Origin of the sequence: Puia sp. P3, from assembly GCF_050632245.1 — a bacterium.
GTDB lineage: Bacteria > Bacteroidota > Bacteroidia > Chitinophagales > Chitinophagaceae > Puia.
In genome coordinates, this window is record NZ_CP192583.1 from 829068 (window position 1) to 849753 (window position 20686).

A 20686-nucleotide genomic window follows, 5' to 3' on the forward strand; every position below is an offset into this window, starting at 1 on the left:
TGCTGCAGCTTGCTGGCGCACCATCCCTCGACGGCAGCTTTTATCACGCGGAAAATAGCCGTGCGTTTCGTCAGCGACAACCCGCCGCAGTCCCTGCTGGACAAGATGGCGAAGACCTTTCGGGAGAAGAATGGCGATATCCGGCAGGTGCTGATCACGATGGTCACGGCGCCGGAGTTCTGGAGCGCGGAGGCGGTAAGGGAGAAGACTAAATCACCATTCGAACTGGCGATCGGCGCGGTGCGCAGCCTTCATGGGACGATAGAACAACCTTTTCAACTGTACAACTGGGTCTCAAGAATGGGCGAGAAGAAATACTACTATCAGGCGCCGACGGGCTTTCCGGACAAGGGTGCGTACTGGATAAACACCGGCTCGCTGCTGAACCGGATGAATTTTGGACTGGCCCTGGCCACGGGACGTATACCGGGAGTGCGCATCGACCTGGGGGCGCTGAACAACGGGCACGAGCCGGAAAGCGCGCAGGCCGCATTGGTGACCTATGGCAGGATCATATTGCCCGAGCGTGATCTGGAGCCGACGATCCGGCGCCTTACGCCGATGCTGACCGATCCCGCGCTGGCGCAGAAGGTGGATGAGGCAAGCTCGAAGGCCACTTGTGGCACCGGGCGAGGGGCAGGTTGACAAGGCGATGGGTAGCGGCAATCCGATGCTGGGACAGGTAGTGGGTATCATTATCGGATCACCGGAATATCAAAGACGATAACCTTTAAAACTATTACCAGCATGGTATCGAGAAGAGGATTTTTGAAGGGAGGCGGACTGGCTCTTTTTGGCGTAGGCCTGATGGGCGGCATCCCGGCATTTATGGCGGAAGCGGCGGCAAGCGACAAGATCGTCGCCCCGTACAAACGAAGGAAGGCGCTGGTCTGCATTTTTCAGCGGGGGGCGATGGATGGGCTGATGGCCGTGACGCCTTTCGGAGACAGCTATCTGCGGTCGGCGAGGCCGGGGCTCTTCATGTCTGCGGCTGCCAGCGACAAGAATCCGCTGATCGATCTGGATGGTCGCTGGGGGCTTCATCCGGCCATGAAGGCATTTGAGTCATTGTATAAAGAAGGGCGGTTGGGCATCGTACACGGCATTGGCTCGCCGAACAATACGAGGTCACATTTCGACGCGCAGGATTATATGGAATCGGGAACGCCTTTTAACAAGGGTACGGCCAGCGGCTGGCTGAATCGCGCGGTCGGACTGTTGGGGCATGACGCCGCAACGCCTTTTTCCGCGGTCAGCCTGACCTCGGCGCTGCCAAGGTCCCTCTATGGCGACAATCCTTCGGTGGCGATCAGCAACCTGCAGGACTTCGCAATCCAGCTGAAGGGCAATCCGGGTGCGGCAAGCACGGCGGCCCGAAGTTTTGAAGACCTCTATGACCAGACCTCGCCGGGGCTTCTGCACGAGACGGGTAAAGAATCTTTCGAAGCCATGAAAATGCTGCAGCAGGCGGACGTTCGGAACTATCAGCCTTCCGGCGGGGCGGTCTATCCTCCCACACCGTTGGGCAACTCCCTTCGTCAGGTGGCGCAGCTGATCAAAATGGATGTGGGTCTGGAAGTCGCGTTTACGGAGTCCGGTGGATGGGACACGCATTTCAACCAGGGTACGGACAATGGCATATTTGCAAGGAATGTGACCGACCTCAGCAACAGTATTGCGGCGTTCTGGAAAGACCTCGGGGCTTATCAGGATGACGTGACTGTGATGACGATGACAGAGTTTGGGCGTACGGTCCATCAGAACGGGACAGGGGGCACTGACCACGGTCGGGCCTCCTGTAATTTTATTCTTGGTAATAATGTGGCCGGGGGCAAAGTATACGGTAGCGTTCCCGAGCTCGCCGTCGAAAACCTCGAGGACAGGCGCGACCTGCCGGTAACCACGGACTTCCGCAGCGTGTTCAGCGCGGTGGCGGATGCACACCTGAAGATAGCTGATGATAAAGCATTATTTCCCGGTTGGGATGGAAAGAAAGCCGAATTGATGAAGGCTTAAAATTGAACCGCCGCATCGGGGACGCGGCGGCACGGTGAGGTCGTCGCGCAAATACCCTAATTTTAATGAGCCGGTGCAAATAGAGGAACTGCGTTTTTGAGGTGCCTTGCGGCATAGGCGCAGGGTAGCCCTATCGCGATCATCAATATTATCATATTTACAAGGACGAATGAAAGAGAAGGGGCCTGCGCGCTGCTTTCGACAACGGCACAACCACAAGGTTCATGACGACCCAAACCAACAGGCCATACGCTGCAGCATCGACAATTATCCCTGAGTGCATCCATGGATATATAACGAAATAGCAAAGCACCCAGCACATCGCAATGACAAAATGGAAGAGTACGCCCATCGCTACCATACCGGCGCCGCCGGTGAATGCCGTCTTGCCGAAAACGGCGCTGGCGATATAGCGGAATAGTGCTGACGGTTGTTTGTTGCCCCTGGCGATAAAAAAGAGCGTGGCAGCGAGCAGGTCAAGAGCTCCGGCGATCAGGCCGGTGACGAGAATGGTCATATTTTTTTCTCAAAAGTATTGGGTACCCGCTATTCCCGTTTTGTAAAAACGCGACAATTCGGAGGGAGGATGCCTGCGTATTTTTTGAATTCGTTGGTGAGGTGGGCGTGGTCGTAGTAGCCGAGGTCGAAGGCGATGCGGAGAAGGCTTTCTTCGGTAGCGGGCGTGGAGGTTTCGCGCGTGCCGGCCTGCCGCAGCTGTTTTAGTACTTCCTGGAACCGGACGATCCGCAGAAATTCCTTTGGGGGATGCCTACATTTTCCCTGAAGATCCGTTCGAGGGTTCGGATGCTTACATGGGCTTCGGCGGCGAGGGACTCGACAGGGATTTGCCCGCCGGAGTGGAAGGCTATTGTATAAAGGGTAATAAAATTGTGTTTTTTATCGATTGTGATGGGGTGACTGGCGAACCATGAGTCCAGTTTGTCGGGCTGGGCTTCCTTCAACAGTTGTTGCAAATCCTCGTTGTGAAATTCCAAAAGGGTGTCGACCGCTGGTTCCATCGGGATGCCGAAGTAATGATAGAACCCGCCGGGTTTGAAACGGATTCCGCTGAGAATGGCGCCTGCCTCGCTATGAACCACGCCATAGGCGGTCATCGTTCCACCGAGGTAGAGCCGGCTCTGGGTGTAAGGGGATCATCTCTTCGGGGCGAGCCATGGGATTGAAGTGGACGGTGGTATTTCCACTGTTGAAGATCAGGTCGGAGCAGCCGTCAGCATATACCCTTCGGCCGGAGGATGAGGGGGCCGGTCCTGCGGATCCAGTAAGCGGCAATATGGTCCTGCAGGGCTTCCGCGGGTATGTGCTCAGTATAAGGCATCTCTAGGAATTCTTAATGTACCCCTTCTGCTTCAGCTGCTCGATCACTTTTTCGCTGAGTTGTTTGCCCCATTCCGAGCCGATCTGCATCGACTGCTGCATGATGATGGGCATTTTGTCGATCATTTTTTTGCCGACGGGTGACTGGTAGAAGGCGATCAGCATGCTGGATGTCGTTGTCGGTAAAGTTTTGCTCGTAGACGGGGATTACCTTTTCGAAGAGATCCGACATGTCGGCTTCTTTCATGAAGGCGTCCCAGAATTCGGTGGTTGCGGCGGGGTAGTTCTGTTTGTAGGAGGAGACGATATTGGTCATCATCTGGTTGCCCAGTTTGGCCATGCCGGTGAGTTCCATCAATTGGCGAATATGTTTGACCTTTGTGCTATCCTGGGCTGCAAGACTGAGGGAGGAAAGGAATAAGGCTGCGATAATAGCAGTTCGGAGCATAAAAATAGGTTTAGGTAAATTTAACGTATAATTGGAGAAATAAAGTATGGGAGACACCAGGCAGGGAGTATTCCCGATAATTGCCGACAATTTTACCATTCTGCGGAACAGGGATATCCGGATCTATCTTTCCGGCAATGCGGTCAGCCTGATCGGCGACTGGATGCAGCAAACGGCGCAGGCCTGGGTGGTCTGGGAGATGACCCATAGCACGGTGGCACTGGGGATCGTTGCCTTCTTTGGTCAGATACCTTTTTTCTTTTTGGCCCCTGGGTCGGGGTAGTATCGGACAGGTATGACCGCAGAAAGATCCTTCTGATAACGCAGTTCCTCATCATGCTGTGCGCTTTTGTGCTTGCCGGCCTGCTGCAGGCCATTTGCTAAAGCTGTGGCATGTCTACGTGCTGGCCTGCGTGCTCGGGATCGTTTCGGCTTTCGACGTTACGGCCGAACAGGCTTTTATCAGCGATATAGCCGGGGATGGGAATATCCGAAAGGCCGTGGCGCTGAATAATTCCATTACCCAGCTGACGAGGCTCGTTGGGCCGTCGATTGCCGGCTATCTGATCGCGAAGGTCGGGGTTGCGCTTTCCTTCTGGCTCAATGGGCTGACCATCATCGTCACTATCCTGAGCATCGCCGCCGTACACACAAGGTCGAAGCGGTCGGTGGCGGCGGGCAACGGACTCAAACAATTTCTCGAAGGCTGGCGCTATTTCCGGAAACACGGTCTGCTCAAGTTGATCATGGTCTTCGCGGCGACCCAGGCATTTTTGGATTGTCTACTATTCAGTTGTTGCCGGCGGTAGCGTCGGATATCCTGAAAGGGAATGCGGCCACCCTGGGTAGGTTGCTGGGCGCCGCCGGCGCGGGTGCGCTGGTAGGCATCGTCTTTGTCATGCCTTTTGTCGAAAGGATCAAAAGACCCTGCATGGCTATCGGAGGGGCTTTGATGTGGTCGGGGGTCTGGTATATCCTGTTTTCGCGGAGCAACAATTTTTACCTTACCCTGGCCTGTCAGTTCATGACGAGCCTGGGCGCGGCCAACGTAGTAACCCTGTCCATCGGACTTTCGCAGGAGCTGACGCCTCCCGGTATGCGGGCACGAATCGTGAGTACCTTTCTGATGATCATTTTTGGGTTGCAGCCCGTGGCTTCGTGGCTGATAGGGACCGGGGCCCACAAATGGGGACTTCAGCCGATGATCCTGGTGAATGGTATACTGATGGTCCTGGTACCGGCGATACTGCTGACGCTGCCGCGGCTCAACCAATTGCGGCGACCGGACAATGCGTCGAAGGGGCATGACCGCTGTGTCGGATTTTAGGTCACTTCGTATGCGAAGGAGGGTATTTCCTGCAGCAGCCTGTCCAGATTGAGCAGGGATTGCTGAAGGCCCGCGGCTTTCTTTTTCTTTTGGGTAAGATTGAACAGGGAAGCGGCGAGGATATTGTTCTTTATGTACAGTTCGATGGTCAGCCTTGTTTCGGTCGGGCCCAGTTTTTCGAGAATATAGTAGGTCGAGGTGGTCCGCTGCTCGTCCGTTTCGCTGAACTCGATCCTGTCTGACTGGTAGGAATAGCTGCTGGCGTATACGGCGGACTGGCCATTAGCCAGTATGAATCGGGAGCGCATGCCGATGCGGGGCAGATAGTGGTCGATATCTTCTACTTTTACGATGCCTTCCTGCCATCGGCTGCGATAGCTGAGGTCACCGGTCGCGTGAAAGAGGGTGATCATGTCTGTCTGGTAGGTGCGGGTTAGTGAGAGGACCTTTAGTCTTTTGGCCAGCCCCAGTTGAGGTGAGGGGTCGGGGGAAGGCTGTTTTTCAGATGGCTCAGCTGGGTATATTGGAAGGGTATATCGCCGGTTTCCGTCTGTTTGACGCTGTCATTCCATTCCATCCACTGGGTGAGTGCGGCCAGCGGTCGTTGCGGGGCAAGGTTTTGGGTGACGAGCCAGTATTCGTGCTGCTCTATGTCGTTCTTGAGCAGCTGATGGGCGACGATGACGTCCCTGCCGATCAGCTTGTTAAAGTTCTTTACGTTGTAGCCGGTGAACTCGCCGTAGTGGGTAATCACCTTGAGTGTAAGTGAAATGGCGGATTTGCAGGCCTTGCACTGGCAGAACCGGCTGTTGTCGTAGGCGACGAGGTGCTGGTGAAAACGGCAGAACATCTTTTCGACCTGTTTGTAGATCGATTCAAGGCTGGGGATCTCGCCAAATTTGTAAAAGAGGATGGCGTCGCCTTCGATCTCGGACACCTCGAGTCCGATCTGGTTCGTATTGATCAGGATCTCCAGCAGTTCCTGAATGATGAGACGGCTGTGACCGATATCGTTCTCGTTGACGAACTTTGTAAAGCCGCTGATATCTGGAATAAAAAGAAGGCCTTTGTCCTCCATTTTTTTCTTTAAAGTTAACTACTTATGCGCGCACAGCTGAGGCTTTTTATACGGTGTTTGTCGCTGGTCCTGGGCGTTGTCTTTCTGATCTTTATCTGGAAGAGCCTTCCGATCGTTAGTGGCTATGCCGCAAAAGTCGTGGCTTCGGGTGTCTTTGTCGCGGGGAGACCGGCGAAGGATGTCGTCATGCAGGACCTTGTAAGCTTTCCGGCGAACCTGGCCTCTTGTAGCGTGGACAGCAGTGATAGCAGCGTGACTGCAAGTGTTTGGGGGCTGGCGCGACGAAAGGCTATATACCGGAAAGGACTTGGGGCAACGCTTGTCAACGGTGTGAGCGAGGCAGAGTTAAGGGGACAACAGCCGGTGCTGGCGTCGCCGCCCGCGGTGGATCAGGATACGGTAGACTGGCCGATCGGGGATAGAGGGGGGCGGGTGTTGGTGTGGATGAGGCGGGTATGAGCGGCGCGATGGGATTGGCTTTTGGAGGGCGGGAGAATACCGGAACAAGGGCAGTGATAGTGATCTATCATGGGAAAATAGTAGCTGAGCGTTATGCACCCGGCTTTGACCGGCATACCCGTCTCGCGGGCTGGTCGATGACGAAGGGGGTGACGAGCGCGATGGCCGGCATCCTGGCAGGGCAGCACGGCCTGGACGTGGGCGAGGCTGCGCCGGTGGAGCGATGGAAGGCAGATGACAGAAGCGGGATAAGAGTGGAAGACCTGCTGCACATGAACAGCGGCCTCAGCTGGTGGGAGCTGTATGCTGGTCCCGCGGCCGCCACGCGGATGCTGTTCGAAGAAAAGGATATGGGTGACTTTGCCGAACGGTCGGCACTGCGTCATCCACCGGGAAGCGTGTTCAATTATTCCAGCGGGACCGCCAATATTCTCTCGTCGGTCATCCGGGACAGGATCGGGACCGGCTACTACCGGTGGCCGTATGAACAGCTTTTTTACAGGATAGGTATGTATAGCGCCGTGCTCGAACCGGATGCAGGCGGCACTTTTGTCGGGTCGTCCTATTGCTACGCCACGGCGCGGGACTGGGCGCGGTTTGGGCTGCTGTACCTGCAGAACGGCGTGTGGGACGGGCAGCGGATACTTCCCGCGGGGTGGGTTGACTATACAAGACGGGGCAGCGGTTACGGCGCGATGTGGTGGCTGAACGCGGACGGACGACGGTTTCCCGAAGTACCGAGGGACTGTTATTCCTGCGAAGGCTATGAGGGGCAATACATTTGGGTGATCCCGTCCCGCGACCTTGTGGTGGTCCGGCTGGCGATGGAGCATGGCCCGCGACTGAATGGTGCCGTCTTTCTAAAGAGTATATTGTCAGCCCTCTAGTCCAGCATTATCTTCTTCCCCTCTTTTGCCGACCTGGTTGCGGCTTCCAGTATCCGCACGACGATGAGGTTGGTGGGCAGCGAGGTCAGGTCGTTACCCGGGTCGAGTTTGCCGCTGAGTACGTCGGCCAGGTAGGGGATATTGTCTCTGTAGACGGCGGGATGAACCGAAACGCTGTCATAGCTGCGGTTGTTCCTTTGCAGCAGTGACTTGTCGTTGAGCGCATGCAGATAGCCGGTAGTCCCGAATACTTCCCAGTCTTTTATGCTGAAGGGCCAGTTCGAGGAGGCTTCGATGATACCCGTTGCGTCGGGGTATTCGAGGAGGATAGTGGCATCGTCCTCGACCTTCGGATAGACGGAGGGTTTGATGTGGTGGGCGATCGTAGTGACGGAGATGGGTGCCTTGCCGTGCATGAGCCATGTCATCAGGTCCGCGCCATAGCAGCCGAAGTCACGGAGTGCGCCGCCGCCGTTCATGACCGGGTCGGTCAGCCAGTTGAGGAAGTCGGGGCTGCACCCTATCTCTTTCGGGCCCTGGTGTCCGTCGTGGACGATCATCTTGCGGGGTGCGCCGATCGAATTGTTGTTCACCATTTCAAAGATCTGCTGGTTGGTATCGTACCAGGTCGTCTCATAGTTGGTGAGGACGTGGATATGGTATTGTTTGGCGAGTGCGGCAATACGGTCTGCGTCTTTTACCGTGGTTGCCAGCGGCTTCTCGACCATGACGGAGATGCCTTTCGGGGCGCAGGTCTCGACTACTCCCAGGTGCAGGGAGATAGCGTTATAGGCCAGTACTGCGTCGGGATGCGTATGGTCGATGAGTTCTGTGAGGCTGTGATAGAACAGCGAGTCCGGCAGCTGGTAACTTTTTTATACCGGGCGATCAGCTGCTGATCGGATTCGGCAATGCCGGCGATAATGACCTGCCCTTTTTTGAACTGACGCATAACGTTGTGGACGTGATCGTGGGTCAGACCGGCTACCCCCACGCGTAGAATTTTTTGCCCGGTGGCGGCGTGGATAACCAGCATATTTATTGCCAGGAGGATGGCTGGTTTTCTGCTAAAAAAACGGCTAAATAAAGAGTTGATAGTCATAACGATTGATTGTTCGGTGTAGCAAGTCTTAACAGACTCTTTGCAATATATATGCTTTTATACTTAATCTCTGGCTGCAATATTGTATCTAATAATGCAGGATCAAATTTAATGTTATGAAACACACAGTGTTCGCTAACACCTATAAAAATACAATTATGTCAGTTAGCAAAAAGACCATTTTATCACTCAGTTTATTGTTAGCGGTTTCCCTTGCCGCTACAAAAGCGAGTGCTCAACTTAGCGTTGGTATTTCAATCTATACTGCACCACCTGTCATACCCGTATACACGCAGCCGCCCTGTCCGGTGGACGGATACATCTGGATTCCTGGCTACTGGGCATGGGACTCTGATATGGAAGGATATTTTTGGGTGCCGGGGTATTGGGAAGCACCGCCTCAGGTAGGGTTTTTATGGACACCAGGTTACTGGGCCTTTGCAGGCAGCGTCTATAGCTGGCACGCCGGCTACTGGGGACCTCATGTAGGCTACTATGGTGGTATTAACTACGGATGCGGGTATGGAGGCAGCGGTTACTATGGCGGCGAATGGTACAACGGGCGCTTCCGGTATAACACGGCTGTGACGCGCGTCAACACGACCGTCATACACAATACTTATATCAACAGAACAGTGATCAACAATGTGACCGTCAACAAGGTCAGCTATAACGGCGGCCCGAACGGGGTGAGTTATCGGCCAAATGCCCGTGAAGAAGCGGCTATGCGTGACCGGCATATCGAGCGGACGGCGGAACAGCAGCAGCATCAGCAGACGGCTATGCGGGACCGTAACCAGTTTGCTTCTGTGAACCACGGACGGCCCGGAAGTATGGCAGTAGCGAGGCCCGCGGTATATCATCCGAGCGCGCCTATAACGGCGAATAACAGACCCCGTCCCATGGAGAACCGGGCTCAGCCGCAGCAGCAGAACAGCAGACCGCGGCCCGAGATGAACAGGCCTACTCCGCGGGAGAACCGTCCTCAGCCACAGATGAACCGGCCCCAGCCGCAAATGAATCGTCCGCAGCCTGAGGCCAACAGACCGCGGCCCGAGATGAACAGGCCTACTCCGCGGGAGAACCGTCCTCAGCCACAGATGAACAGGCCTCAGCCGCAGATGAATCGTCCACAGCCGCAGATGAATCGTCCGCAGCCGCAGATGAATCGTCCACAGCCGCAGATGAACAGGCCGCAACCTCAAAACAGGCCTCAGCCGATACAGCGCCCGCAGCCACAACCACAACGGCCCCAGCCGCAGCATGGGGGAGGTGGGGGCCACGATGACCATCATAACGGCAGATAGCCGGTAAAATACAAGAAAGCCCTCCGGAGGGCTTTCTTGTTGCGTGCTATTTCACCTTCATTTCGATCTTGCCTGCTTCTTCTCCGGTGACCTCGTAGTTGCTGCCCAATTTCCTGGTGATCTGGGCGAGGAGGTCGTCCGTCGATCCGCTATGGACGACCGAATAGTTGCCAACGCCGCCGGAGAAGGACTTGTCCATCGACTTATAGCCGGGTACTCCGGAAATGATATTGGCGAGGGCGGTATAGGTGGCAAAGCTGGCGTTGTTGAGGGTTATCTCGGTGGATTTGTCGCCGTTGGAATTGCCGTTGCCCGCAAAATTGCCGTCGGCAGTGATGTTGAGTGAATCCCGGACTTTGGCCATATACTGTACGGCTTCCACGATCCCGTCTTCCATAACGGCGGCTACAGCCGGGTCGGTATCACCTGTCTTGACCAGACCGAGTACCGAAACGCTCTTGCTTGCCCTCGATTCCACCCGGAATACATGGGAGATGATGATGTCGCGGGTCTCGGGGTTGATCATCTTCAGGTTGAATCCCATCTTGACATATTTCTTATTGCTTCCGACACCTACGACGGATACGCCTTTAGTCTTTTCGCTGTACTCGATAACCTCGCCGGTGACAACGATCTGCGCCCCCAGCTGCTTGCCTGCCTTTGGTGTCTTCTTGCTGCTGTAGCCGTTGCTGCCGGCGTCGATCTCCCCTGTAAGGTCCTTGTTGTTGCTGAGGCTTTCCAGGACCCTGTAGCAGTTGACCTCCTGGAGGGCATTGGTGAGCATGGTCGTCAGGTTGTCACCGAGTATCGGGGGGATCTTGTCTGCCTCCGGGGCCTGCCCCTTGTTGAAGATCGTTCCCAGGGCTTTGAGTCTATTGTTGGCGGCGGCGTTTTGCTGGGTCTGTCTGCCTGGTTGTACCGTTGTCACCGTGAATCGGGTGACGCTGAGCCTGGCCCTTTTTTCCAGCGGCAGTGCGTTGCACTCCTGTTTGACCGCTTCCATCTTGACTTTTTCATCTTCCTGCGCAAACAGGACGTGGCAGAAGAGGATCAGGCCGGGGATCATTCTGATCGATCTGGAGAAGATTGCATTCATAAACTTTACAATTTGAGTTATGGGTTAAGAAATACACAGTGAGGGACTGGGATTGGGTGGGATAAGAAGGGATGGGAAGAAGGTCGGAGGACGGAGTAACCCGAGTCGTTGGTCGACGGTATTCGATTTTGGATAGTGGAAAATGGATAGGATGGATCCGGACGGACGTAGTAAAATGAGAAGAAGCTCTTTGTGGAGGAAGTAAAGTCTATTAATTTACGTACTCTAATGTAACAAAAAATGTCGAAAAGCTGGTTATTGGTCCTTTTATTTATACTGCCGGGTATATGGGTATTTTCCCAGCCGACCACCTATCCCGCATCCTTTACCGTAGCCCAGGACGGCACCGGAAACTTCAAAACCATTCAGGAGGCCGTGAATGCGGTTCGTGATCTGTCGCAGCAGTGGGTCACCATTCATATCCGCAAGGGAGTGTATCGTGAGAAAGTCGTTATTCCGTCCTGGAAGACCATGGTCCGGCTCGTCGGCGAAAACCGCGACAGCACGACCATCGAGTGGGATGACTTCTCCGGAAAGCCCAATCCGGGTGGAAAGGACGCTTTTGGCCGGGACAAGTTCACGACCTATACCTCCTATACCGTACTGGTTGCCGCCAATGATTTTTCGGCGGAGAATCTGACCATCAGGAACACCGCGGGCCGCGTTGGGCAGGCCGTTGCCCTGCACGTGGAGGGCGACCGGTGTGTGGTCAGCAACTGCAAACTGCTGGGTAACCAGGATACGCTATATACGGGTACTGAGGAGAGTCATCAATATTATAAGGACTGTTTTATTGAGGGGACGACGGACTTTATCTTCGGCGAGGCGACGGTCGTCTTTAGTCACTGCGTGTTCAGGAGCCTGATCAATTCCTTTCTGACTGCGGCGTCCACGACGCCCCGTCAGGCTTTTGGTTTTGTGTTCATGGATTGCCGGCTGGAGGCTGACGATTCGGTAAAAAAGTGTTTTTGGGGAGGCCGTGGCGACCGTATGCAAGGACGGTCTATATACGGACAGAAATGGGGCCGCAGATCGCGGCTGCGGGTTGGGATAACTGGCGGAATCCGGAGAACGAAAAGACCGCTTACTATGCCGAATATGAAAGTCGTGGACCGGGTGGGGCGTCTGACCGGCGGGCGGCGTGGTCGCACCAGCTGACGGCAAAGGAAGTCAAACAGTACACGGTCGAAAATATCCTGGGACAATGGATAAAACAATACCAGCCTACTCGCTGAAGCAAAATAGTCGGGACGGGCATTCGCTGATAGAGGTCGCGCATATGGGGAAAGGCATCCATCCCGAGCCTGGCTTTCTGATCCCGCATCGGAAAGACTATTTTCTTTTGTCTTTGTAAAGAATGGCAGCAGCCGGCACTGGGTCGACTTTATTCCGTATACGCTGGCGCCTGACACGCTGTATTTTACTACCCCGCACCAGGTGCATTTAAAAGAGGAGCTGCGGCCTGCGGAAGGAATGGCGTTGCGTTTCACCGAGGAGTTCCTGCGTCTGGAGGATATCCGCTCGCTTATGGACCTTCCCATCATACAGAATCCTGCCAACGGACACGTGCTGAGGCTCGCGCCGGAAAACGTCCAATTTTGCGGGGATTCGTTCCTGCGGCTGATAGCGGAGTTTGGGGCCGATGGTGCGTGGAAGAACCGGATGCTCGCGGCCCTGTTGCAACAGCTGCTGGTTTATATGAGCAGGCTCTATCAGGAACAATATAGACAGGGCACTGCACCCAATCCGGTGCTCCGTGCGTTTCAGAACCTTGTCAACCAGCATTTCGGAGAGTTGCATGCGGCAGCCGACTACGCGGGACTTCTGCATCTCAGCGCCGATCACCTTAACGAAGTAGTCAGGCGCCACAGCGGAAAGACGGTACTCACGCATATCCATGAACGCATACTTGTCGAGGCAAAGAGACTGCTGCTTCATACCGAACATTCCGTAAAGGAGATCGCCGACCAGCTGGGATTTGCCGACGCTGCCTACTTCAACCGGTGGTTCAGGCGGATGGAAGAGACGACACCGTTGTTATACCGGGAAGGCATCCGGGAAATGTACCGTTGATGCCCGGTAATGTGCAGGGGTTATTTGTCCGTAGCGATCGACCTTTGGTGCATGAAAACACAGACAGCACTTCGTTACGGGCGCCAATAAGAGTATTGGCTTTGAAGTCGTCCGCCTTTTGGCCGGCGCAGGATATCATGTTTTTTTAGGCAGCAGGGACAGTGAAAAGGAGAGGCAGCCGTCCGCCGACTGGCCGGGATCGGCCGCGTAGAGCTGCTGGTCGTCGACGTTAGCAGTGAGGGGTCGGTGAAGGCCGCCGCGGAGGAGCTGGAGCGGCGGGTCCCTTGTCTGGACGTACTGGTGAACAATGCGGGCGTTCGCGGTAGTCTGCCGCAGACGCCGTCGGCTGCGGGCGACGACAATATGCACGAGGTATTCGAAACAAATTTCTTTGGTCCGGTGAGGATGGTCCGTCATTTTATGCCGCTGCTCGGAAGGTCGGAGCTGCCGCGTATCGTCAATGTGACCTCCGATCTGGCTTCGCTGACCCTGCACAATGATCCGCAGTGGCGTTATTATCCCATCAAGGGGGCGGCCTACGGACCTTCCAAAACGGCGCTGAACGCATATACCGTGGCGTTGGCTTATGAGCTCAGGGATAAAGGCTTTAAAGTGAATGCGGTGAATCCGGGGTATACGGCGACGGCGTTCAATAATTTTCAGGGGCATAAAAAGGTGGAGGATGCCGCCGCGATCGTCGCGGAGTACGCCCGGCTGGAGAAGGACGGCCCGACCGGCAGGTTTGTCAGTGACTATGGGGAATCGCCGTGGTAACGAAATCGTTTCCGTGGAAATCCTGTCTGTAAAGGCGGGATTTGTTCTATATTGGGAAAAATTGAATTGACATATGGAAAGAAGAAATTTTTTGCGGGGTGCGGGGATGGCGGCCGCGGCTGCGGGGTTTGGTCTTAAGGGAGTAGCGGGGACGGTCGCCGGGTCCGCGGCGGGTCCCGGTGCTGGTCGTTCGTCCCTGTCTGTGACACAGCTGGGGATCGCGGGATATACGTTTGCTAAAATACCGCTGGACCAGGGGATAGCGATGATGAAGAGGGTGGGGGCAAACGCTTTGTCGATAAAGGATTTTTATCTGCCAATGAACAGTACGCCCGAGACGATACAGAGTATGAAGGAAAAGTTCACTTCCAGCGGGATAAAGATCTATGCGGCCGGGGTTATTTATATGAAGACGCAGGCCGAAGTGGACAGGGCTTTTGAATATGCAAAGGCATTGGGCGTGGACCTGATCGTCGGGGTCCCGAATCCTGAGCTGTTGAGCTATACGGAAGGAAAGGTGAAACAATACAATATCCGGATCGCGATCCACAATCATGGTCCCGAGGACAAATTGTATCCTTCGCCGGTGAATGTTTATGACCATATCAAGGGGCTGGACAACAGGATGGGGCTTTGCCTGGATATCGGCCATGCGGCCCGCGCCGGCGCCAATCCCGTTGAGGTCATTGGAAAATATGGGAACAGGATTTTCGATCTGCACATCAAAGACCTGTCCGAGATCGCGGTAAAACCAAAGCCGATCGAGCTGGGGAGAGGAGTGCTGGATATTCCGGGAGTGGTGAAGGCGCTGGCGAAGATCCGTTATGCGGGGTATTGCAGTATCGAGCACGAGATGGATATGTCGGATCCCCTGCCGGGTATTGCTGAGTCGGCTGGATATTTCAGGGGCGTGGTGAAGGGAGAGGCTTATTAAGCTGTGTTCGGTTATTCGCAGGTGAAATGAGGTCGTAAGGTCTGTTAAATGCCTCCTGCGAGACCTTAAAATATTCTGCCAGCCGGCGAATGCCCTCCTTGGAAAAGGAATAATTCTCAACGGTCTCACTTTTTATCAGGTTGACTTTCATAAAGGCAGAGTTTTTATTTATAAGTTCTCTTTTTGAGAACTTATTTTTTTGTTCCTATAAATTTTTTTTGTGTGGGGTAAACAGCCTGGAAATTAGAATGAAAGGAAGAGAGTGGCGCAGCGGGAGGTCGTAGTAATTCGGAGGAAGTTTCGGAAAAATACGCTGATTTTGGAGAGTTTCTGAAGGGGGCGGCGGAGTTAGGCGGCGTCACGGTGACTGCGTTGGGAGGGAGGGGGCGGCGGGAATTTAGATAATTCGGGGCAGGCAACTCCTGCCGGAGAAGCGCCGTTTGTAGTTGTACCTGCTGAAACCTTCTGTGCAGGACTTTCTTCGGCAGGAAGCCCTTTCTTTGATTTGTTTTGCGTTGTTCTATGGCCATGGGATCGAGTCCCCTTACCCTCTCCTTCGGTGCGGCGACTGCCAGGCGGCGGTCGTCTGGTGATCTTTTTTGGTCTACTCATCCAACTTAAAAAATCTAGGTTATGAACAATGTCTTCACTCAACTTTTATGGGAAACGCGGTCCCGCCGGCATGCGGCTGGGCTGGCATTGGCGTCACTTCTGCTTTTGACGATTGGCTGCCGGAGGCAGGTCATCGACAAAGACGACCTGCGTAATTTTCAACAGGTGAATCTGGTGGCGAATAGCTGGAGTTACGGTCCGAAACTAAAGGACTCGACTTTAATGAATGCCTGGGGGCTGGCTTTTTCGTCCAATGGTATTGCGTGGGTCAATTCGAATGGCGCCGGGCTCAGCGAGTTGTATACTGCTGAAGGGGCCATCGTCCGTGCCCCGGTACTGATCCCCTCCCCTACAGACACGATGGGGGGTACGCCTTCCGGTATCGTATTCGCGGGTGGAAAGGGTTTTAAACTGGCCAACGGTCAGGCGGCGGCCTTCCTGTTCGTCGGCGAGGACGGCGTCGTTTCCGGCTGGAATGGCGCAGCCAACAACAAGGCGCTGCGGATTGGCAACAATTCGGCTACGTCCTCGTACAAGGGGCTCGCTCTGGCGTCGAATGGCGGGCACAACTATATTTACGCCGCCAATTTCAAGACCGGAAAGATAGACGTCTGGGATACGACCTTTACGGCGGTGTCGATGCCGTTCAAGGATCCGGGTATCCCTTCGGGATTTGCTCCCTTTAATATCCAGGCGATCGGTACCTGGCTTTACGTCTCGTATGCGAAGGTCAAGCCGGACGGTGACGATCAGGCGGGACCGGGCAATGGTTTTGTCAGCATCTTTACGACCAACGGAACCTTTGTAAGGCGGTTTGCGAGCCGGGGATCCCTGAACTCGCCATGGGGACTGGCTATGGCGCCCGCCGGCTTTTTGGAATCCAAAGACATGGACGGGGATGACAATAGCGGAAGCAACAGCGGGCCTGGCAAAGACGGGGAGATCCACGACATTATTCACCATTTCTTCGACAAGAACCAGCCGACTATCCTGGTGGGTAATTTTGGGGATGGCACGATCAATGTCTTTACCCAGGACGGGACATTCTGGGGACATCTCCGGTCACACAGCAAGACGATCGTTATCCATGGGTTGTGGGCCTTGTCCTTCCCTCCGTCCACGGCGACTGCCATCGATCCAAATCGGCTGTATTTTACGGCAGGACCTAACGATGAAGATGACGGACTCTTTGGTTATCTGATCAAGCAATAATTGTGGTGTCCCGGTGATAGATGGGGGATTGGTTCCCCTTGTGTCCGATGGGGAATCGGGTGCCCCGGCGGTGTCCCGGGGTCCGGTAAAATAAGTTTAGGGTTCGCGCCTGGCGAACAGGGTTTAGAGGGCGGCTGACTTTTTCAGGTCGGGCTGTCCTCTTTTTTATATTTTTGGCCAAAAGCTAACTTATGAGAAAGGTTCTTAGGGTTCTGTTACTGATAGTTGCCGGGCTCGTGGTTGTCGTTGCGCTGCTGGCCCTCTACGTGAAGAAGGGGCTGCCACATGTGGCGGTGGTCAAAGAGCTAAAGGTCGAGGCTACGCCGGCGCGGGTCGAACACGGACGCTATCTCGCGAACTCCGTTGCCGCGTGTATAGTTTGTCACAGTAGCAGGGACGAGCATATCTATGCGCTTCCCGTGAAGGACGGCACGCTGGGAAAGGGAGGGGAGGTCTTCAGCCGCGAGTTTGGTTTCCCCGGCAATATCTACGCAGCCAATCTCACCCCCTACCATCTCGGCAACTGGTCGGATGGGGAGCTGTTCAGGGCGATCACCTCGGGGGTCAGCAAAGACGGACATGCGTTGTTCCCCATTATGAACTATCCGGCCTACGGGCGGATGGACCAGGAAGACGTCTTCAGCATCATCGCCTATGTCCGCAGCCTGACTCCCATCAGTCATGACGTGCCGCCTACCGAGCTGGATTTCCCGTTGAATTTTATCGTCAATACTATTCCTTCGCCGGCGACGCTGAGTCCGCAGCCAGATTCCAATAATGCGTCGGCCTACGGCAAATATCTGGTGACCATGGCCAGTTGTGTTGAATGCCATAGCAAGGCGGACAAGGGGAAGATCATTGAAGGGACCGAATTTGGGGGAGGAAGGGATTTCGGGGTCGTGAACGGGAAGACCATTTATTCCGCGAATATCTCGCCGGATACGGCGACGGGTATCGGCAACTGGACCAGGGAGTTGTTTATCCGGAAGTTCAAACAGTATACGGACAGCAGCTATAAGCCCAGGACCGTGGCCCAGGGGAATTCAATACGCCGATGCCCTGGACTGCCTATGCGGGGATGAGGGAAAAGGATCTTGCCGCGATATTCGCGTATTTGAGGTCCGTGAAGCCGATCCACAACGCAGTGACGAGAATCGCCAACCCGTGAACCATGTGAACTGTGGAGTCAGTGAACCATGTGAACCGTGGAGTCCGTGAACCATGTGAACCATGTGAACCATGTGAACCATGTGAACCATGTGAACCAACCCGCGAACCAGGGAACCAACCGTGAGCCATGGCCAGGCGGCTCCATCAATAGGCATATGGCTCCAGAAATGTACTCTTCACCTGTTCCGACCGGATGATATAGTACACCCATACAAAACCGTATACGCAGTTGCGGACAAGCCCGAACGTCAGGTCCTCCCTGTATGCGTCAAAACCCGAAGGCATGGGGATAAGGTGATAGAGGAGGATCAGCAGCAGCTGTCCCGAAAGCAGTATGCCTACCTGCCAGATGAACATGCGGGGAAAGATGTCCCTTCTCCGGAGAAACCAGACCAGCGTGGCCCCGGAGGCGGCCAGACAGCTGAGGTGGACGGCCATCCTGCCGAGATAGAGGTACTGAAGGGCGCGGCCGCCGGCGCTGCCGTATGCGGCCCAGTTGCTGTCGCTGTAGTAGTTGGAGCTCAGAAAATTGTACAGGTTGAAGCCCAGGCCCACCACGAGGCTCGCGCCAAGGAGCAGGAGCCATCCGCCCAGCGGGTAGCCCGAACCGGGAGAATAGAGTGTCTCTACGCTGCGGCGGTTTAGCCAGACGAACAGCCGGGAGAACAGAAGCGAGAAAAAGAATGTCAGCCAGATGGCGGGCCAGCAGGCCTTTATGTTCTCTGACGGCGGCATGGACATGGAACCCGTCCGCTCACCGGCGGGCTTTTGGGCTGAAGGGAGGCCGGCCGGGACTTCATTCACGGTGATCTGGAAGGAGACCGACTCTTCCATTTTGTTGTAGTCGTCCCTGTATTGTTTCACGGCTGCCGCGGGTATCCGGTCTTTGAAGGTCCGCAGCGTGTAATAGAGTGACACGTGCGAACCGTTGGTTTCGGGAACGAAGTCGAACTGATAGAACTCATTTTTAATATGCACCGGTGTCCATTCGATCTCGTTGGATTCGGGCAGGTCGAGGTTCAGCGTAAAGTGGATATTGCGGGGATACGAGAGGAGGACGGGCTCGTTTGCTTCGATGTCAGAAGGGTCAGGGATGTATTGTTTAACCTGTCTTGCATAGTAGTCGAAAGACCTTGCTCCCTTTCCGCCGGTCTGCCACAACTGGGGTATGGTATAGGTTTCGGTGACCCTGAATTCGTTCTTTATGCTGTCGTCGCTGTAGACAACATTCGATTTCATTTGAATACCGTCGAAGGTGGGGGCGTAGTACTGGCGGTACGATTCTTCGATATCTTTTATGCTGTTCTCCGCGAACACCTGCCGCTCGTCGTCGGCCGCTCCTCCCGTATAAACGCTGTTGATGGTATAGCGGGCGGTATCGTCAAACCGCGCATCGAGCTTTTCGATAATAGTATAGTCATAGATATGTCCGGGAGTGACGGGCACCAGCCCTTGTTCGCCTTCCTTCAGCATCAGCGCGTAGCCGTAGGCGGGGACGTAGATGCTGGTCAGTTCGCCCCTTTGCTCCGATATTGTGGGATCGATGAAGAGCCAGCTGCTATCGGGCCGGTGGATGCCGACGATGGAGTGGTCAAAAACGGCCGGTGAAGGCCCGGCATCGACCAGTTCGCTGCGGTCGCCGGTACTGATTAACGCAACGTAGGCGGGTATCCCCTCCTGTTGCAGGATGACGGCCAGCAGGAGCGCCTTGTCCTTGCAGTCGCCAAACAGCTGGCCGAAGACCTCGGCGGGGGCGTGGGGGCGGTGGGTATTGGCGCCGATCTCCAGCCCCAGATAGCGGACGTCGTTCTGTACAAAACGGGCGGCCTGGTTGGCGAAGAGGTCTTTGTCTCCCTTTGCAATGGCGCGCCATGACGCCATTTTCTTCAAAAGGGCCGCGGGCAGCTGATAGTGATAGTTGTTAAAGGTGGTAAGCCCCCATCCGACCACTTCTTTCCACCCGGCGTATTCCGAGATATAGGTCGTGGAGTTGTTGCTGTAGGGCGGATTGTCCCAAAAATAGACCAGTGAGCCGGCCTGGAGCGACTCTTTGGGAGCGGGGGCCTTGTCCCGGGGCAGGATATGCAGTCTGCGGGAAGGGGTTGTGACGATGGCCTTATAATAATTACAGACGGCGGTCGCCCTGTTGAAAGTATACTCGTCCGAATACTTATTGCCAAATACGGGGTTGAAGCCGACAACGGAATACGCTACTTCTATCCGGTCGTTCTTTCGTACGCCTTTCAGTGTCATAAAAGCCCGTTTGAGCCCGGTGTACTGAAATTCGTCCGCGTCCGTCTCTTCCTGGACTACCTTGATCTGGTCGTTCCGCAGCTGATCAAGTGCGGCGCCGTCCCGAAAGATGGTAATACGGTGAAAAATGACCTGCTGAAACTGGGGAGAGAAAGTCACGGAGACCTCGGATTCGTTCTGGACCCCCGTTTCATTAATGATGTGTTTAATATAATGCGTGTATTCCGTATTGGCGGGCAGGCTGGTTTGTTCTTCGAGGAGCTCGAAGTAGAAGCCGTCGCTGATATCGCGCTGAACGGGGCTTTTCCCGCAAGTGGGTGTACCGGGAATAGCCAGGACGGGAGGGTGCCGGTCCGGACTCCGGGTGCTGCCTGGCTGTTGTAGCCGATAAGGGCCAGGCTTAGGATAATGGACAGTGCGATACGCATGAAAGGATTTTATATTTAGCGGTCCAAACTTAGTCAATAAGGTGCATTAAAAGAAAAAGGGCCCGGATAGAAATCCAGCCCCGTTTTTAAATCCAATATCCTATGAAAAACCGAGTAGGATAATACAAGCTGCGTGCCGGAAGGCCAACCCCGACCCCAGGGTCATAATTAT

General features: G+C 54.9%; 24 protein-coding genes and 1 pseudogene. 16 read left to right on the forward strand and 9 right to left on the reverse strand.

What is annotated here, in order from left to right; translation table 11 throughout:
- Positions 1-9: 9 nt before the first annotated feature.
- Positions 10-645 carry a DUF1800 family protein gene (locus ACQ86N_RS04690; RefSeq protein ID WP_431214165.1) on the forward strand — a complete coding sequence of 212 codons (636 nt, stop codon included), beginning with the start codon at positions 10-12 and terminating at the stop codon, positions 643-645.
- Between the two features lie 102 nt (positions 646-747).
- Positions 748-2016 (forward strand): DUF1501 domain-containing protein, encoded by a 1269-nt coding sequence (locus ACQ86N_RS04695; RefSeq protein ID WP_431214166.1) that lies wholly within the window; start codon positions 748-750, stop codon positions 2014-2016.
- A gap of 157 nt (positions 2017-2173) precedes the next feature.
- On the opposite strand, the gene ACQ86N_RS04700 is transcribed toward ACQ86N_RS04695, so the two are convergent.
- From ACQ86N_RS04700 to ACQ86N_RS04710, 3 genes are all read right to left on the reverse strand, one after another.
- Positions 2174-2533: a hypothetical protein gene (locus ACQ86N_RS04700; RefSeq protein WP_431214167.1), complete on the reverse strand. Its 360-nt coding sequence runs from the start codon at positions 2531-2533 to the stop codon at positions 2174-2176.
- Positions 2534-2735: 202 nt separating this feature from the next.
- Positions 2736-3131, reverse strand: a complete 396-nt coding sequence (locus ACQ86N_RS04705; protein ID WP_431214168.1) for a hypothetical protein — start codon at positions 3129-3131, stop codon at positions 2736-2738.
- Positions 3132-3357: 226 nt separating this feature from the next.
- Entirely contained in the window at positions 3358-3519 is a 162-nt protein-coding gene (locus ACQ86N_RS04710) for a DUF2059 domain-containing protein (RefSeq protein ID WP_431214169.1), read from the reverse strand.
- On the opposite strand from ACQ86N_RS04710, the gene ACQ86N_RS04715 reads away from it, so the two are divergent.
- From ACQ86N_RS04715 to ACQ86N_RS04730, 4 genes are all read left to right on the forward strand, one after another.
- Positions 3518-3775 (forward strand): hypothetical protein, encoded by a 258-nt coding sequence (locus ACQ86N_RS04715; protein ID WP_431214170.1) that lies wholly within the window; start codon positions 3518-3520, stop codon positions 3773-3775. The two genes, ACQ86N_RS04710 and ACQ86N_RS04715, sit on opposite strands and share 2 nt — an antisense overlap.
- A 73-nt stretch (positions 3776-3848) precedes the next feature.
- Entirely contained in the window at positions 3849-4085 is a 237-nt protein-coding gene (locus ACQ86N_RS04720; protein WP_431214171.1) for a hypothetical protein, read from the forward strand.
- Positions 4086-4179: 94 nt separating this feature from the next.
- Positions 4180-4611, forward strand: a complete 432-nt coding sequence (locus ACQ86N_RS04725) for an MFS transporter (protein ID WP_431214172.1) — start codon at positions 4180-4182, stop codon at positions 4609-4611.
- Complete coding sequence (locus ACQ86N_RS04730; protein WP_431214173.1) at positions 4581-5129, forward strand: MFS transporter; 549 nt, start codon at positions 4581-4583, stop codon at positions 5127-5129. The genes ACQ86N_RS04725 and ACQ86N_RS04730 overlap by 31 nt, the downstream gene beginning before the upstream one ends.
- Here ACQ86N_RS04730 and ACQ86N_RS04735 read toward each other — a convergent pair.
- A complete protein-coding gene (locus ACQ86N_RS04735; RefSeq protein ID WP_431214174.1) occupies positions 5126-5542 on the reverse strand; it encodes a hypothetical protein in 417 nt (138 codons plus the stop codon). The genes ACQ86N_RS04730 and ACQ86N_RS04735 overlap by 4 nt on opposite strands.
- 35 nt (positions 5543-5577) lie before the next feature.
- A complete protein-coding gene (locus tag ACQ86N_RS04740) occupies positions 5578-6207 on the reverse strand; it encodes a DUF2652 domain-containing protein (RefSeq protein ID WP_431214175.1) in 630 nt (209 codons plus the stop codon).
- A 24-nt stretch (positions 6208-6231) separates the two neighbouring features.
- Between ACQ86N_RS04740 and ACQ86N_RS04745 the strand changes: the two genes are divergently transcribed.
- Both ACQ86N_RS04745 and ACQ86N_RS04750 read left to right on the forward strand, forming a co-directional pair.
- Positions 6232-6666 carry a hypothetical protein gene (locus ACQ86N_RS04745; protein ID WP_431214176.1) on the forward strand — a complete coding sequence of 145 codons (435 nt, stop codon included), beginning with the start codon at positions 6232-6234 and terminating at the stop codon, positions 6664-6666.
- The gene (locus tag ACQ86N_RS04750; RefSeq protein ID WP_431214177.1) at positions 6648-7553 is read left to right on the forward strand and encodes a serine hydrolase domain-containing protein; all 906 of its coding nucleotides are present in this window, start codon (positions 6648-6650) and stop codon (positions 7551-7553) included. Before ACQ86N_RS04745 ends, ACQ86N_RS04750 begins: the two co-directional genes overlap by 19 nt.
- On the opposite strand, the gene ACQ86N_RS04755 is transcribed toward ACQ86N_RS04750, so the two are convergent.
- The gene (locus ACQ86N_RS04755) at positions 7550-8416 is read right to left on the reverse strand and encodes a Gfo/Idh/MocA family protein (protein WP_431217993.1); all 867 of its coding nucleotides are present in this window, start codon (positions 8414-8416) and stop codon (positions 7550-7552) included. The genes ACQ86N_RS04750 and ACQ86N_RS04755 overlap by 4 nt on opposite strands.
- The gene (locus tag ACQ86N_RS04760) at positions 8314-8547 is read right to left on the reverse strand and encodes a hypothetical protein (protein WP_431214178.1); all 234 of its coding nucleotides are present in this window, start codon (positions 8545-8547) and stop codon (positions 8314-8316) included. The genes ACQ86N_RS04755 and ACQ86N_RS04760 overlap by 103 nt, the downstream gene beginning before the upstream one ends.
- Positions 8548-8813: 266 nt before the next feature.
- Between ACQ86N_RS04760 and ACQ86N_RS04765 the strand changes: the two genes are divergently transcribed.
- Positions 8814-9962 (forward strand): hypothetical protein, encoded by a 1149-nt coding sequence (locus ACQ86N_RS04765; protein WP_431214179.1) that lies wholly within the window; start codon positions 8814-8816, stop codon positions 9960-9962.
- A gap of 46 nt (positions 9963-10008) precedes the next feature.
- Here the strand turns inward: ACQ86N_RS04765 and ACQ86N_RS04770 are convergent, their stop codons facing one another.
- Entirely contained in the window at positions 10009-11058 is a 1050-nt protein-coding gene (locus ACQ86N_RS04770) for a CsgG/HfaB family protein (RefSeq protein ID WP_431214180.1), read from the reverse strand.
- Between the two features lie 240 nt (positions 11059-11298).
- Between ACQ86N_RS04770 and ACQ86N_RS04775 the strand changes: the two are divergent.
- The 7 genes and pseudogenes from ACQ86N_RS04775 to ACQ86N_RS04805 all read left to right on the forward strand — a co-directional run bounded on the left by ACQ86N_RS04775 (position 11299) and on the right by ACQ86N_RS04805 (position 17745).
- Positions 11299-12293: pseudogene (locus ACQ86N_RS04775) on the forward strand (pectinesterase family protein).
- Positions 12263-12412 (forward strand): hypothetical protein, encoded by a 150-nt coding sequence (locus ACQ86N_RS04780; RefSeq protein ID WP_431218058.1) that lies wholly within the window; start codon positions 12263-12265, stop codon positions 12410-12412. Before ACQ86N_RS04775 ends, ACQ86N_RS04780 begins: the two are co-directional and overlap by 31 nt.
- A gap of 83 nt (positions 12413-12495) precedes the next feature.
- Positions 12496-13131: a helix-turn-helix transcriptional regulator gene (locus ACQ86N_RS04785; protein ID WP_431214181.1), complete on the forward strand. Its 636-nt coding sequence runs from the start codon at positions 12496-12498 to the stop codon at positions 13129-13131.
- A 216-nt stretch (positions 13132-13347) separates the two neighbouring features.
- Positions 13348-13905, forward strand: coding sequence for an SDR family NAD(P)-dependent oxidoreductase (locus ACQ86N_RS04790; protein ID WP_431217994.1), 558 nt, complete (start codon positions 13348-13350; stop codon positions 13903-13905).
- A gap of 73 nt (positions 13906-13978) precedes the next feature.
- Positions 13979-14839: a sugar phosphate isomerase/epimerase family protein gene (locus tag ACQ86N_RS04795; protein WP_431214182.1), complete on the forward strand. Its 861-nt coding sequence runs from the start codon at positions 13979-13981 to the stop codon at positions 14837-14839.
- A 633-nt stretch (positions 14840-15472) separates the two neighbouring features.
- Positions 15473-16663 (forward strand): TIGR03118 family protein, encoded by a 1191-nt coding sequence (locus tag ACQ86N_RS04800; protein WP_431214183.1) that lies wholly within the window; start codon positions 15473-15475, stop codon positions 16661-16663.
- A 191-nt stretch (positions 16664-16854) separates the two neighbouring features.
- Positions 16855-17745 carry a c-type cytochrome gene (locus ACQ86N_RS04805; RefSeq protein WP_431214184.1) on the forward strand — a complete coding sequence of 297 codons (891 nt, stop codon included), beginning with the start codon at positions 16855-16857 and terminating at the stop codon, positions 17743-17745.
- A gap of 232 nt (positions 17746-17977) precedes the next feature.
- Here the strand turns inward: ACQ86N_RS04805 and ACQ86N_RS04810 are convergent, their stop codons facing one another.
- Positions 17978-20551 carry a DUF3857 domain-containing protein gene (locus tag ACQ86N_RS04810; protein WP_431214185.1) on the reverse strand — a complete coding sequence of 858 codons (2574 nt, stop codon included), beginning with the start codon at positions 20549-20551 and terminating at the stop codon, positions 17978-17980.
- Between the last annotated feature and the right edge of the window lie 135 nt (positions 20552-20686).

Excerpts from the sequence above, each read along its gene's own strand:
- ACQ86N_RS04695 (WP_431214166.1), top strand. The coding sequence starts at position 748 with ATGGTATCGAGAAGAGGATTTTTGAAGGGAGGCGGACTGGCTCTTTTT.
- ACQ86N_RS04700 (WP_431214167.1), bottom strand. The coding sequence starts at position 2,533 with ATGACCATTCTCGTCACCGGCCTGATCGCCGGAGCTCTTGACCTGCTC.
- ACQ86N_RS04705 (WP_431214168.1), bottom strand. The coding sequence starts at position 3,131 with ATGACCGCCTATGGCGTGGTTCATAGCGAGGCAGGCGCCATTCTCAGC.
- ACQ86N_RS04715 (WP_431214170.1), top strand. The coding sequence starts at position 3,518 with ATGCTGGATGTCGTTGTCGGTAAAGTTTTGCTCGTAGACGGGGATTAC.
- ACQ86N_RS04710 (WP_431214169.1), bottom strand. The coding sequence starts at position 3,519 with ATGCTGATCGCCTTCTACCAGTCACCCGTCGGCAAAAAAATGATCGAC.
- ACQ86N_RS04720 (WP_431214171.1), top strand. The coding sequence starts at position 3,849 with ATGGGAGACACCAGGCAGGGAGTATTCCCGATAATTGCCGACAATTTT.
- ACQ86N_RS04735 (WP_431214174.1), bottom strand. The coding sequence starts at position 5,542 with ATGATCACCCTCTTTCACGCGACCGGTGACCTCAGCTATCGCAGCCGA.
- ACQ86N_RS04740 (WP_431214175.1), bottom strand. The coding sequence starts at position 6,207 with ATGGAGGACAAAGGCCTTCTTTTTATTCCAGATATCAGCGGCTTTACA.
- ACQ86N_RS04745 (WP_431214176.1), top strand. The coding sequence starts at position 6,232 with ATGCGCGCACAGCTGAGGCTTTTTATACGGTGTTTGTCGCTGGTCCTG.
- ACQ86N_RS04765 (WP_431214179.1), top strand. The coding sequence starts at position 8,814 with ATGTCAGTTAGCAAAAAGACCATTTTATCACTCAGTTTATTGTTAGCG.
- ACQ86N_RS04770 (WP_431214180.1), bottom strand. The coding sequence starts at position 11,058 with ATGAATGCAATCTTCTCCAGATCGATCAGAATGATCCCCGGCCTGATC.
- ACQ86N_RS04780 (WP_431218058.1), top strand. The coding sequence starts at position 12,263 with ATGGATAAAACAATACCAGCCTACTCGCTGAAGCAAAATAGTCGGGAC.
- ACQ86N_RS04795 (WP_431214182.1), top strand. The coding sequence starts at position 13,979 with ATGGAAAGAAGAAATTTTTTGCGGGGTGCGGGGATGGCGGCCGCGGCT.
- ACQ86N_RS04800 (WP_431214183.1), top strand. The coding sequence starts at position 15,473 with ATGAACAATGTCTTCACTCAACTTTTATGGGAAACGCGGTCCCGCCGG.
- ACQ86N_RS04805 (WP_431214184.1), top strand. The coding sequence starts at position 16,855 with ATGAGAAAGGTTCTTAGGGTTCTGTTACTGATAGTTGCCGGGCTCGTG.